Source organism: Streptomyces sp. NPDC018964 (assembly GCF_044390325.1).
Taxonomy (GTDB): domain Bacteria; phylum Actinomycetota; class Actinomycetes; order Streptomycetales; family Streptomycetaceae; genus Streptomyces.
In genome coordinates this window covers 182,115-193,382 of sequence record NZ_JBIRYZ010000001.1, presented here as the reverse complement: position 1 = coordinate 193,382, position 11,268 = coordinate 182,115, and the positions used below count along the sequence as shown (strand labels likewise).

Annotated in this window: 13 protein-coding genes; 9 read left to right on the top strand and 4 right to left on the bottom strand. The window is 71.4% G+C overall.

Annotated elements, in window-relative coordinates:
• The 6 genes from ACH5AO_RS00785 (at position 1) to ACH5AO_RS00760 (ending at position 4,626) form a co-directional block, all read left to right on the top strand.
• Entirely contained in the window at positions 1-324 is a 324-nt protein-coding gene (locus ACH5AO_RS00785) for a TraR/DksA family transcriptional regulator (protein WP_398920360.1), read from the top strand.
• Positions 325-367: 43 nt separating this feature from the next.
• A complete protein-coding gene (locus tag ACH5AO_RS00780) occupies positions 368-739 on the top strand; it encodes a TraR/DksA family transcriptional regulator (RefSeq protein ID WP_398920358.1) in 372 nt (123 codons plus the stop codon).
• Positions 736-1,539 (top strand): rod shape-determining protein, encoded by an 804-nt coding sequence (locus ACH5AO_RS00775; RefSeq protein ID WP_398920356.1) that lies wholly within the window; start codon positions 736-738, stop codon positions 1,537-1,539. The genes ACH5AO_RS00780 and ACH5AO_RS00775 overlap by 4 nt, the downstream gene beginning before the upstream one ends.
• A gap of 43 nt (positions 1,540-1,582) precedes the next feature.
• Positions 1,583-2,206 carry a hypothetical protein gene (locus ACH5AO_RS00770; protein ID WP_398920355.1) on the top strand — a complete coding sequence of 208 codons (624 nt, stop codon included), beginning with the start codon at positions 1,583-1,585 and terminating at the stop codon, positions 2,204-2,206.
• Between the two features lie 399 nt (positions 2,207-2,605).
• Positions 2,606-3,610, top strand: a complete 1,005-nt coding sequence (locus ACH5AO_RS00765; RefSeq protein WP_398920353.1) for a glycoside hydrolase family 11 protein — start codon at positions 2,606-2,608, stop codon at positions 3,608-3,610.
• A 26-nt stretch (positions 3,611-3,636) separates the two neighbouring features.
• Positions 3,637-4,626, top strand: a complete 990-nt coding sequence (locus ACH5AO_RS00760) for a polysaccharide deacetylase family protein (protein ID WP_398920351.1) — start codon at positions 3,637-3,639, stop codon at positions 4,624-4,626.
• 67 nt (positions 4,627-4,693) lie between these two features.
• On the opposite strand, the gene ACH5AO_RS00755 is transcribed toward ACH5AO_RS00760, so the two are convergent.
• The 4 genes from ACH5AO_RS00755 to ACH5AO_RS00740 form a co-directional block, all read right to left on the bottom strand.
• Positions 4,694-5,335: a dienelactone hydrolase family protein gene (locus ACH5AO_RS00755; protein WP_398920349.1), complete on the bottom strand. Its 642-nt coding sequence runs from the start codon at positions 5,333-5,335 to the stop codon at positions 4,694-4,696.
• Positions 5,336-5,349: 14 nt separating this feature from the next.
• A complete protein-coding gene (locus ACH5AO_RS00750; RefSeq protein ID WP_398920348.1) occupies positions 5,350-5,745 on the bottom strand; it encodes a DUF2267 domain-containing protein in 396 nt (131 codons plus the stop codon).
• A gap of 445 nt (positions 5,746-6,190) precedes the next feature.
• Entirely contained in the window at positions 6,191-6,511 is a 321-nt protein-coding gene (locus tag ACH5AO_RS00745) for a DUF2795 domain-containing protein (protein ID WP_398920346.1), read from the bottom strand.
• A 79-nt stretch (positions 6,512-6,590) separates the two neighbouring features.
• Positions 6,591-7,604, bottom strand: coding sequence for a LacI family DNA-binding transcriptional regulator (locus tag ACH5AO_RS00740; protein ID WP_398920344.1), 1,014 nt, complete (start codon positions 7,602-7,604; stop codon positions 6,591-6,593).
• 302 nt (positions 7,605-7,906) lie between these two features.
• Here ACH5AO_RS00740 and ACH5AO_RS00735 point away from each other — a divergent pair, with 302 nt between their 5' ends.
• From ACH5AO_RS00735 to ACH5AO_RS00725, 3 genes are all read left to right on the top strand, one after another.
• Positions 7,907-9,214, top strand: coding sequence for an ABC transporter substrate-binding protein (locus tag ACH5AO_RS00735; RefSeq protein WP_398920342.1), 1,308 nt, complete (start codon positions 7,907-7,909; stop codon positions 9,212-9,214).
• Positions 9,215-9,307: 93 nt separating this feature from the next.
• Positions 9,308-10,294, top strand: a complete 987-nt coding sequence (locus tag ACH5AO_RS00730) for a carbohydrate ABC transporter permease (protein ID WP_398920341.1) — start codon at positions 9,308-9,310, stop codon at positions 10,292-10,294.
• 12 nt (positions 10,295-10,306) lie between these two features.
• Positions 10,307-11,230: a carbohydrate ABC transporter permease gene (locus tag ACH5AO_RS00725; RefSeq protein ID WP_398920339.1), complete on the top strand. Its 924-nt coding sequence runs from the start codon at positions 10,307-10,309 to the stop codon at positions 11,228-11,230.
• The last annotated feature ends 38 nt before the right edge of the window (positions 11,231-11,268 follow it).

Genomic DNA, 11,268 nt, shown 5'->3' with positions numbered 1-11,268 from the left:
GTGTCGCTCGACCTGCCCCGCACCGAACCCCGTACCGCCCACCCGGCCGCCGACGAGGTCCGCCGGCGCCTCGAACACGCCCGCACGACCCGGCTGGCGCAGCTCAAGGCCCTCGACGAAACCGGGCAGAGTCCCGGCGACCACCTGGTGTCCAACCAGAGGGACGCCATCGAGCGGGTCCTCACGGAGATCGACGAGGCCTTCGCGCGCGTCGACGACGGCACCTACGGCACCTGCCTGGGCTGTTCCAAGGCCGTACCGCCGGAGCGGCTGGAGATCCTCCCGCACACCCGGTACTGCGTCGGCTGCCAGGGCCGCGCCTGATCCCGTCCGTCCTCCTCTCCCGCTCTGCCCAAGGGGTGCAGTGGTGACCCACCAGACCATCGGCGAGCGCGACACGGTCCTCACCCCCGAGGACCTCGCCGCGCTGCGCGAGAACCTGCACGAGCAGCGGCTGTTCCGGCAGGAGCAGTTGCGGCAGTTCGCCGTCCACTCCTCGGACCGTGCCGACGACCGGCGCCGGGAGGCGGACGCCGCCCGGATCGAGGTGGGCGTCAAGCTCGCGGCGTCCGCCCGCATGGTGCTCGCCGACGTCGAGGCGGCGCTCGCCCGAATGGACTCCGGGCAGTACGGCACCTGCCACCTGTGCCGCCGCGCCGTCGAACGCCACCGCCTACTGATCGTCCCCCAGGCCCGCTACTGCGGGCGCTGCCAGCAGGTGAGGGAGGCCGGCCGGTGACCGTGATCCGGCGTTCCCTCCCGGAGCCGGTACGGCACCGGCACCGGCCGCCGTGCCGGCGCCGCCCGGGGGTCGCCCTCGACCTGGGCAGCGCCCGCACCCGCGCGTGGATCGCCGGGCGGGGCATGGTCCTCGACGTGCCCACCGTGACCTTCCCGGGCACCGGCGCGGTCCACCCCGTCCAGCGCGGCACGATCGTCGACGTACCGGGCACGGCCAGGATGCTGGAGCGGCTGCTCGGGCACCGGCTGCCCCGGACCGGCCGCCCGCTGGTCGTCGTCACGGCGCCGGTCCTGGACGGGCTCGCCTTCCGGACCGCTGCCCGCACGGCCGTCGAGGTCCTCCGCCCGCGCGCCGTACTGACCGTCCCGGGCGCCCGCGCGGTGGCCCTGGCGGCGGGCGCCGACCACATCCGGCCGCTGCTCGTCGTCGACATCGGCGCCCACCTCACCGAGGTGGTGCTGCTCGTGGACGGCGCGGTCACCGACGCCCGCCGCACCGCGCTGGGCACCACCGACCTGGCCGACGGCACGCCGCCCGGCGACGTCACCGCGGCGGTGACCGGCATGGTGAGCGCGATGCTGCGCCAGGACCGCACCGCGCTCACCCGTACAGCCCTGCGCCGGGGCGTCCTGCTGGCCGGCGGCGGTGCGCTGCGCCCCGACATCACCCGCGGCCTCCCCGCCGGCCTGGGCTGCGCGGTCCAGCAGGTCCCGTCGCCGCACACCGCCGCCGTCCGGGGCGCCGCCGGCCTCCTCGCCTCGGCGCACCAGCATCCCTCGGTCACCGGAACCTTCTGACCGACCCGACCGCCCGCGCCCCGCCACCGGAAGGAGCCCTGACGTGGCCGGCGAGCTACCTCCGGCACAGCCGCCCCCGGGCCCGCCCCCGCGCCCCCTGCTGTGGCGCTGGCGGCGCAACCCCCTGCGCCGCCGCACCGACACGCTCCAGGCCTGGTTCGGCCTCGGGGTGCTGATCGTCGTACTGGCCGTGGCCCCCGTGGCCGCCGTCCTTGTCGGCGACACCGCCCGCCGGCATTACGAGGACACCGCCCGTCACCAGCACCTGACCCGGTACGAGACGGACGCGACCCTCGTCCGGGACGCCCCGCGCCACCCCGAACCGGGCTCGGACGAGGAGAAGAAGACCCGTTACCCGGTCGAGGTCCGCGTGGTCACCCGCGAGGGGCGGACCCGCACCACACGGGCGGAGGTCCGGCCGGGACTGACCGCCGGCGACACCGTACGCGTCTGGGTCACCGCCGACGGCGAGGCGACGGAACGGCCGCTGACCCGCGAGGAGGTCCGCAGCCGCACCCTGGGCTGGGCCCTCCTCGCCGCCATCGGCGTCGCCCTCACCGGTGCCGCCGCCCACGCACTGACCGGTCTGGCCCTGCGCCGCCGCAACCTCGCCGACTGGGACACGGCCTGGGCGGAGACGGCCCCGCGCTGGACGACACCGACCTGAACCGGTGAACTGCCGGAGCCTGGCAACACGTTCGTCTCGTGCGGCCACCGCGTGACCTCTTGTCCGGGGTGCCTGGTTCCCGGCTTCCGACCTGAAGGACCGAAGGGGAGCGGAACCGTGGCCGCCGGGCGGAGGCGGCATCAGAAGCGCGTAGGCACTGCCGTCTCCGAAACTTTCGCTCACGTGGTGGACGGGTTCGGTGAGTGCTCGTCTTCTGTTACGTCACCATCTCGTTCGACCGGTTCAGAGCCAGGTTTGAACTGGAAAAACGCAGACCCTTTCGCTCTTTTGATCAAGCGAAGATTTCGAAAGTCTTACCGAAACCGTTGACGGTTGACGCGTGCAGACCAACACTGTGCGGCATCGAACCCCCACCGAGCCGCACAGGAGGCGCACTCCATGCACATGTCCGCCCGACCGGGGGGCCGCAGACGCGGCCGCCTGCTGCTGAGCGTCAGAAGCGTCTGGACCGTCGCCCTGGCCGCCGTCACCGCACTGCTCCTGACCGCCACCACCGCCACCGCCGTCACCACCAACCAGACCGGCACCAACAACGGCTGGTGGTACTCGTTCTGGACCGACTCCCAGGGAACCGTCTCCATGGACCTGGGCTCCGGCGGCAACTACAGCACCCGGTGGAGCAACACCGGCAACTTCGTCGCCGGCAAGGGCTGGAGCACCGGCGGCCGCAAGACCGTCAGCTACTCCGGTTCCTTCAACCCGTCCGGCAACGCGTACCTGACGCTCTACGGATGGACCACCGGCCCGCTCGTCGAGTACTACATCGTCGACAACTGGGGCACCTACCGGCCCACCGGCGAGTACAAGGGCACCGTCACCAGTGACGGCGGCACGTACGACATCTACAGGACGACCCGGTACAACGCCCCCTCCATCGAGGGCACCAGGACCTTCGACCAGTACTGGAGCGTCCGCCAGTCCAGGCGCACCGGCGGCACCATCACCAGTGGCAACCACTTCGACGCCTGGGCGAGCAAGGGCATGAACCTGGGAAGCCACAACTACATGATCATGGCCACCGAGGGCTACCAGAGCAGCGGCAGCTCCAACATCACCGTGAGTGAAGGCAGTTCCGGTGGTGGCGGGGGCGGCGGCGGTGGCGGCGGCGGTGGCGGTGGTGGCTGCAACGCGACCCTGTCGGCCGGCGAGAAGTGGGGCGACCGCTACAACCTCAACGTCTCGGTGAGCGGCGCCGGCAACTGGACCGTCACGATGCGGGTCCCCTCCCCGGCGAAGGTCTCCTCGACCTGGAACGTCAGCGCGTCCTACCCCGACAGCCAGACCCTCGTCGCCAAGTCCAACGGCAGCGGCGACAACTGGGGCACGACGATCATGACGAACGGCAACTGGACCTGGCCCACGGTCTCCTGCAGCGCAGGCTGACCCTTCAACGAGGAGGACCACCGCAGATGACCACCGGAAAAGTCCCCCGGTCCCTGGTGTCGGGACTGGCCGTCGCCGCCCTGACCCTGGCCGGCACCGCCGGCGCGACGCTCGACGCCGCACCGGCGCAGGCCGCCGCCTGCAACGGCTACGTCGGACTCACCTTCGACGACGGCCCGTCCACCGGCAGCACCATGAACCTGCTCAACGCGCTCAGGCAGAACGGGCTGCGGGCCACGATGTTCAACCAGGGCCAGTACGCCGCCGCCAACCCCTCCCTGGTCAAGGCCCAGGTCGACGCCGGCATGTGGGTCGCCAACCACAGCTACACCCACCCCCACATGACCCAGCTGAGCCAGTCCCAGATGGACTCGGAGATCGCCCGCACCCAGCAGGCGATCGCCAACGCCGGCGGCGGCACGCCCAAGCTGTTCCGCCCGCCGTACGGCGAGACCAACTCGACGCTGCGCGCGGTCGAGGCCAAGTACGGCCTGACCGAGATCATCTGGGACGTCGACTCGCAGGACTGGAACAACGCGAGCACCGACGCCATCGTGCAGGCCGCCTCCCGGCTCACCAACGGGCAGGTCATCCTGATGCACGACTGGCCGGCCAACACCATCGCCGCGATCCCGCGCATCGCGCAGAACCTGGCCTCCCGGGGCCTGTGCGCCGGCATGATCTCCCCGCAGACCGGCCGCGCCGTCGCCCCCGACGGTTCCGGCGACGGGGGAGGAGACGGTGGTGGCACCCCCTGCACCGCCACCCTGTCCGCGGGCAACCGCTGGGGCGACCGCTACAACCTCAACGTCTCGGTCAGCGGCGGCAGCGACTGGACGGTGACCATGAACGTGCCGTCCCCGGCGAAGGTCTCCTCGACCTGGAACGCCAGCACCTCCTACCCCAACAGCCAGACCCTCGTCGCCAAGCCCAACGGCAGCGGCAACAACTGGGGGGTGACGATCATGGCCAACGGCAACTGGAACTGGCCGACCGTCTCCTGCAGCACGGGCTGAGACCGGGGCGGGGGGGGGGGGCCCCCCCCGGCCCCCCCCCCCCCCCCCCCCCCCCCCCCGCGCCCGGTCAGAGGTGGTCGCGGAACCAGTCGGCGGCGAGCCCGGCGACCTGTTCCAGCGCGCCGGGTTCGGGAAAGAGGTGGGTCGCGCCGGGCACCACGTGGAGGTGGTGTGCCGCGGACAGCCGGCCGGCGGCCTCGCGGTTGAGATCGAGCACCGTCTCGTCGTCGCCGCCCACGACGAGCAGCACCGGGCACGCGACCAGGCCGAGCGCGTCGCCCGCCAGATCCGGGCGCCCGCCCCGCGACACGACCGCCGAGACCCGCCCGGGGCGCTCGGTGGCGGCCACCAGGGCCGCCGCCGCTCCCGTACTGGCCCCGAACAGGCCCACGGGAAGGTCCATGCTGTCCGGGCGCCGTTCCAGCCAGTCGACGGCATGTGCCAGCCGCCGGGCCAGCAGGCCGATGTCGAAGCGGTGCCGGCCCGTCGCGTCGTCCTCGAGCTCCTCCTCCCGGGTCAGCAGGTCCAGCAGCAGCGTGCCGAACCCCGCCCCCTGCAACGCTTCGGCGACCGCCCGGTTGCGGGGGCTGAGCCGTGAGCTGCCGCTGCCGTGCGCGAACAGCACCACTCCGCGTGCCCCGGCGGGGACGACCAGGTCCCCGAACAGGGCTGCCGCACCCGAGGGGACCGTCACGGACTCGGAGACCATGTCCGGTCACCTCCTCAGTCGGCGTCGTCGGTGGCCCGTCCGGCGGGCAGCAGGTTGCCGATGTCCCTGGGCAGCGCGGCGACCAGCTTCTCCGTCAGCTCCGGAGTGAGGGCCGCGTCGAGCACTTCCAGGACGGCGGCGGCCTCGCGCACGGCCGCGTCCTCGTCCGTCTCCGCGCGACCGGCGATCCGGCCGGCGAACGTCGTCAGGTCGAAGCGCTCGCCCGAAGTGGTCTGCCGCATGGGCGCGGCCAGGGTCGGCGGCAGCTGGGCGGCCACATGGGCCGCCAGCCCGGACGGCAGCCGCTCGGCCAGCGTGCTCAGCACCGCCCGGGTCGCCTGCTCGGACGTTCCCCGGTCCGGCAGCCTGGTGAGAGCCTGTACTTTCCCGATGAACTCGTCGTGCTGCATGAGGCGCTGTCCTTCCCCATGGCGCGGTCACCCGCACGGTGCGGTCACCCGCGGTGGTCGGTGGTCGGGCGACGGGCGAGTACCCGGAACGGGCGCGCACCAACGGACACCGGTTCGTCACCGACGGCGGCGACCACCCGTGGCAGCGCCGCCACCACCCGGCTCCACACCGGCCGTAAGCGACCTGGCCGCGGGGAGGCCGTACGGCCATGGGTGAGCCGCGTGGGCTCCGCACCGGCGGTGGCGGCCGCCCGGCCGCCCGGCCGTCCGGCCACCGGTGGCGGGGCTGTCACCGGTCGGCGGCGCACCGGCCGTGGGTGGCCGGACCGCGGGGAGGCCGCGCGGTCATGGGTGAGCCGCGCGGGCAGCCGGCCCGGGGCTCCGCTCCCGGCACCCCGCCCCCGGGACGGCCACCGGCGCGGCGCACCCGCGTCGTCCGCCGGGATCAGCGGTCCAGTTCCTCCTCCACCGGCGGTTTCGGTACCTCACGCAGGTGCTGGGACTGTCCCTGCCTGCCGCCCGCACGGGCCTGTTCCGCCTGCTGCGCGGGACTCGTGCCGAGGTCGGAATCGGGGTCCACGCGCACCGACCGGGCCACCTCCTCACGGTTGGCGTACTGCTCGGCGGGAATGCCGCGCAGCGCCTTGACCACGTCCGGCGGGGCCCCCGACCGGCTCGCCGCCTGGACCAGGTCGTCCTTGCCGGCCGGGAAACCGACGTCCTTGATGGCGTTCACCACGTCCCGGGCGCTCGTCCTGTGGGCCATGGCTCCTTCTCCCTCATCGCGGTACTGGGACCTCCCGGGTAACCGCCCTCGCCCCTCCCTCACCTCCGCACGGGCCCCGCTACGACGACTCCCTCACCACCAGCTCCGTGGGCAGCGTCCGCTGCTGCCGGGGTTCGCCCCGCTGGGTGATGCCGGTGAGGATCAGGGCCATGGTGCGGCCGATCTCCTCCACCGGCTGGCGCACCGTCGTCAGGGGCGGGGCGGTGTGGCGGGCGAGGACGGAGTCCTCGTAGCCGACGACGGCGACGTCCTCGGGCACCCGCAGCCGCCGTCGGCGCAACTCGGCCAGGGCACCGACCGCCATGAGGTCGGAGGCGGCGAAGACGGCGTCCAGGTCCGGGGCGCGTTCAAGTAGCGAAGCCATGGCCCGGCAGGCGCCCTCCTCCGTGAAGTCGCCCTGCTCGGCCAGGAGTCCGTCCGCGGGGACCCCCGCTTCCCGGTGTGCTGTGTACCAGCCGGCGAGCCGGCTGCGGCTGACGTCCATGTCCAGCGGGCCGGTGATCGTGGCGATCCGGGTCCGGCCGCGGTGCAGCAGGTGCCGTACCGCCGCGGTGGCGCCCCCGGCGTTGTCGGAGTCGACGTAACTCAGTTGTTCGCCCGCGTCGCGGCGGCCGGCCAGCACGGTCGGCAGGCCCATCTCCTCCAGCATGCCCGGCAGTCGGTCGTCGGAGTGCACGGAGACCAGCAGGACGCCGTCCACGCGGTGCGTGGCCACCGTCTCGGTGAGCTGGTCGCGTTCGGCCTGGTCGCGGACGAGCATGAGCTGGAGCTGGGTCCGGCTCTCCGTGAGGGCGCCGCTGACGCCGCGGATCAGCGCGGCGAAGAACGGTTCCGAACCGAGCCGGCTCTCCGACTCCGGGATCACCAGGGCCACCGCGTTGGTGCGGTTGGTCACCAGGCCGCGGGCGACCGAGTTGGGGACGTAGTTCAGCTCCTTGATCGCGGCCAGGACCCTCGCGCGGGCGTCGGCGCTGACGAGGTCCGAGCCGTTGACGACGCGGGAGACCGTGGTGCGGCCCACGCCGGCGCGGGCGGCGACCGTTTTGATGGTCGGACGGCGATTGCCGCTCATGTGCTCCCCCCTGGGCGGCCGCGACGGCGCTGCCTGTCGCGGAGTTGACCTGCGGCAATTCTTGCAGACGCGGCCGTCGGCGCAGCACCCCCCGGGGGCGGGGCGACGGCCGCGGAACCCGGTACGGGACGACAAGTTGGTTTCAAGTTATTGACAGACCTATCCGCTAGCCATGAGTCTTCGTTGCGCGGTGGGAACGTGCCCACCCCGGAATGGGTACGTTCCCATCCCTATCAGAGCCGCTGTAGTCATCGCAGAACTTGTCACTCCGATGTGTCAGCGCCGTCGCTAGGAGGAGATCCATGGGCACTTACGGTTCGTTGCGCAGGAAGGCGGTCGCGACGGTCGCGGCCGCCGGCGCGCTGGCACTGGTCGCCGCCTGCGGCGGCGGTGACGACTCGGTCACCGGCGGCGGCAAGAAGGACGGCAAGGTCACCATCACCATGGGCCTGTACGGCGTGATGGGCCTCAAGGAGACCGGCCTTCTCGAGCAGTACGAGAAGGAGAACCCGAATGTCGACATCAAGGCCGACATCGCCGGTGACGAGCAGACGTACTACACCGCGCTGCAGACCCACCTCGCCGCCGGCAACGGCCTGAAGGACATCCAGGGCATCGAGATCGGCCGGGCCAAGGAGATCACCGAGACCCAGGCGGACAAGTTCGCGGACTTCGCCGGCATGGCGGGCACCGACCACTTCCTGCCCTGGAAGCAGTCGCAGATCAGCACCGCGGACGGCAAGGTGCTGGGCCTGGGCACCGACATCGGCCCGATGGCCGTCTGTTACCGCAGGGACTACTTCGAGCAGGCCGGCCTGCCCACCGACCGCGAAGAGGTCGGCAAGCTGTGGGAGGGCGACTGGAAGAAGTACGTAGAGACCGGCCGCATCTTCAAGAAGGACTTCAAGGGCGACAAGGTGGCGTTCACGGACTCGGCCAGCGGCCTGTTCAACGCCATGGTCTACGGCTACCCCGAGCAGTACTACGACGAGAAGGGTGAGTTGATCTACGACAAGAACCCGGCCGTCAAGGACGCCTGGGCCCTGTCCGCCGATGCCGCCGAGGAGGGACTGACCGCCAAGCTCCGTCAGTTCCAGCCGGGTTGGGACCCCGGCCTGGCCAACGGCACGTTCGCCACCGCCGTCTGCCCGGCCTGGATGCTCAGCCACATCAGCGAGAAGGCCGGTGAGGCCAACAAGGGCAAGTGGGACGTCGCCCGGGCTCCCCAGGGCGCCAACTGGGGCGGCTCCTTCCTCGGGGTGATCGAGCAGAGCCCGGTGAAGGAGGAGGCCAAGAAGCTCGTCGCGTGGCTGACCGCGCCGGAGCAGCAGGCCCATATCTTCAAGGAGATAGGCAACATCCCGTCCTCCGAGAAGGCGCTCCAGACCGACGACGTGAGGAACGCCACGTCGGAGTACTTCAACAAGGCGCCGATCGGCCAGATCTTCGGTGCCGCCGCGCAGGAGATCCCGGACAAGCAGATCCTCGGCCGCAAGGACGGCACGATCAAGGACACCTTCTCCCAGGGCCTGGCCCTGGTCGAGCAGGGCACCAAGCGTGACAAGGCGTGGGAGACCACCACGGAGCGCATCGAGAAGGCGGTCGGCTGACCCGACGCCCTCGCAGCCGCCCGGGCCCGCTCGGCATCCCGCCGACGGGCCCGGGGTCCGGCTCACCCATCCGCTCTCAGGAAGGAAAGTCCGGTGGCCACCTCCACCACCAAGGCCCTGACCGGCGAGGAGCCGCCGGGCACCACGGGCGACGGGAAGACCCCCCGCCGGCGCGGCGCCCTGCTGCACCGGCTGGACGTCAAGGGCGCCCCGTACGCGTTCGTCGCGCCGTTCTTCGTCGTCTTCGCCGCGTTCAGCTTCTACCCCCTCGTCTACACGTCGTGGATCTCCCTGCACGACGTGGAACTGGCCACCCTCGACATGATGGAGTGGGTGGCGTTCGACAACTACGTCGAACTCTGGGGCGACTCACGGTTCTGGAACGCGCTGCAGAACACCATCACCATCGGGATCATCTCCACGGTTCCGCAGCTGATGATGGCGCTCGGCCTGGCGCACCTGCTCAACTACCGCATGCGCGCCTCGCTGTTCTTCCGCGTGGCCTCGCTGGTCCCGTACGCCACCTCGGTCGCCGCCGCCGCGCTCGTCTTCACCATGATCTTCGAGCGTGACTTCGGCATGATCAACTGGGCGCTCGGCTCGGTCGGCATCGACCCGGTGGACTGGGAGGCCGACAAGTGGCCCGCCCAGGCGGCGATCTCCACCATCGTGATCTGGCGCTGGACCGGCTACAACGCCCTGCTCTACCTGGCCGCGATGCAGGCCATCCCGGCCGAGCGGTACGAGGCCGCCTCCCTCGACGGGGCGTCCCGGTGGAAGCAGTTCACCCACGTCACCGTCCCCGGCATCCGCTCCACGATCGTCTTCACCATCGTGCTCTCCACCATCGGCGCCACCCAGCTCTTCGGTGAGCCGCTGATCTTCGGCCAGGGCCCCAACGGTGTCACCGGCGGCGCCGACAACCAGTACCAGACGCTGGGCCTGCTGCTGTACGAGGAGGGCTGGAAGAACTACCAGATGGGCCGCTCGGCGACCGTCGCCTGGGCGATGTTCATGCTGCTCGTCCTCGCCTTCGTGGCACAGCGCCTGATCAAGCGCCTGCGTTCCCGCACGTCCTGACCTGGAGTCATCATGACCACCAACAGCCTCCCGGTCCGGACGGACACCCCGGTCCGGACCCCCGTCGACAAGCCGGCCAGCCGGAGCGGCCGCCGGCTGCTGCGCCAGGGTGCCGGCCGCCAGCACCACGCCGGCCCGCTCGCCTACGTCCTGCTCGTCGTCATGGCGGTGCTGTCGATCTTCCCGCTGTACTGGACGATGGTGGCGGCCTCCACCGACAACACCCGGGTCAGCCAGACACCGCCGCCGTTCCTGCCCGGCCCGAACCTGTTCAGCAACCTCGCCCGCGCCTGGGACGAGGCCGCGATGGGCAAGGCCATGATCAACAGCCTGATCGTGGCCGGCGTGATCGCCCTGTCCACAGTGCTGTTCGCGACGCTGGCCGGATTCGCCTTCGCCAAGCTGCGGTTCAAGGGACGCAACGTCCTGCTGATGCTGGTGATCGGCACCATGATGGTGCCACCGCAGCTCGGCGTCGTCCCGCTGTTCATGATGATGTCCGAGCTGGGCTGGTCGCAGCAGCTGCCCGCCGTCATCTTCCCCACGCTGGTGAGCGCCGTCGGCGTGTTCTTCATGCGGCAGTACCTGTCCGAGGCGCTGCCCGACGAACTCGTCGAGGCCGGCCGCGTCGACGGGGCGCACTCGCTGCGGATCTTCTGGAGCATCGTGCTGCCCATCGCACGGCCCGCGATGGCCGTGCTGTTCATGATCACGTTCGTGCACGCGTGGAACGACTTCTTCTGGCCGTTCGTGGTGCTCGACATGACCAACCCGACGGTCCCCGTCGCCCTCACCCAGCTCAGCGCGGGCTACGTCCGCGACCAGTCGCTGATCATGGCGGGCGCGCTGCTCGGCACGCTGCCCCTGCTGGCGATGTTCATCGTCTTCGGCCGCCAGATCGTCAGCGGCATCATGGCCGGCGCCGTCAAGGGCTGACCCGTCCCCACTCCGTCAGGCCCCGGCCTGCGAACTCC

What these genes read in the sequence shown, in the direction of transcription:
- ACH5AO_RS00755 (WP_398920349.1), bottom strand. Translation starts at nt 5,335, where the DNA reads ATGGTCTCCGAGTCCGTGACGGTCCCCTCGGGTGCGGCAGCCCTGTTC.
- ACH5AO_RS00725 (WP_398920339.1), top strand. Translation starts at nt 10,307, where the DNA reads ATGACCACCAACAGCCTCCCGGTCCGGACGGACACCCCGGTCCGGACC.
- ACH5AO_RS00745 (WP_398920346.1), bottom strand. Translation starts at nt 6,511, where the DNA reads ATGGCCCACAGGACGAGCGCCCGGGACGTGGTGAACGCCATCAAGGAC.
- ACH5AO_RS00765 (WP_398920353.1), top strand. Translation starts at nt 2,606, where the DNA reads ATGCACATGTCCGCCCGACCGGGGGGCCGCAGACGCGGCCGCCTGCTG.
- ACH5AO_RS00735 (WP_398920342.1), top strand. Translation starts at nt 7,907, where the DNA reads ATGGGCACTTACGGTTCGTTGCGCAGGAAGGCGGTCGCGACGGTCGCG.
- ACH5AO_RS00760 (WP_398920351.1), top strand. Translation starts at nt 3,637, where the DNA reads ATGACCACCGGAAAAGTCCCCCGGTCCCTGGTGTCGGGACTGGCCGTC.
- ACH5AO_RS00740 (WP_398920344.1), bottom strand. Translation starts at nt 7,604, where the DNA reads ATGAGCGGCAATCGCCGTCCGACCATCAAAACGGTCGCCGCCCGCGCC.
- ACH5AO_RS00750 (WP_398920348.1), bottom strand. Translation starts at nt 5,745, where the DNA reads ATGCAGCACGACGAGTTCATCGGGAAAGTACAGGCTCTCACCAGGCTG.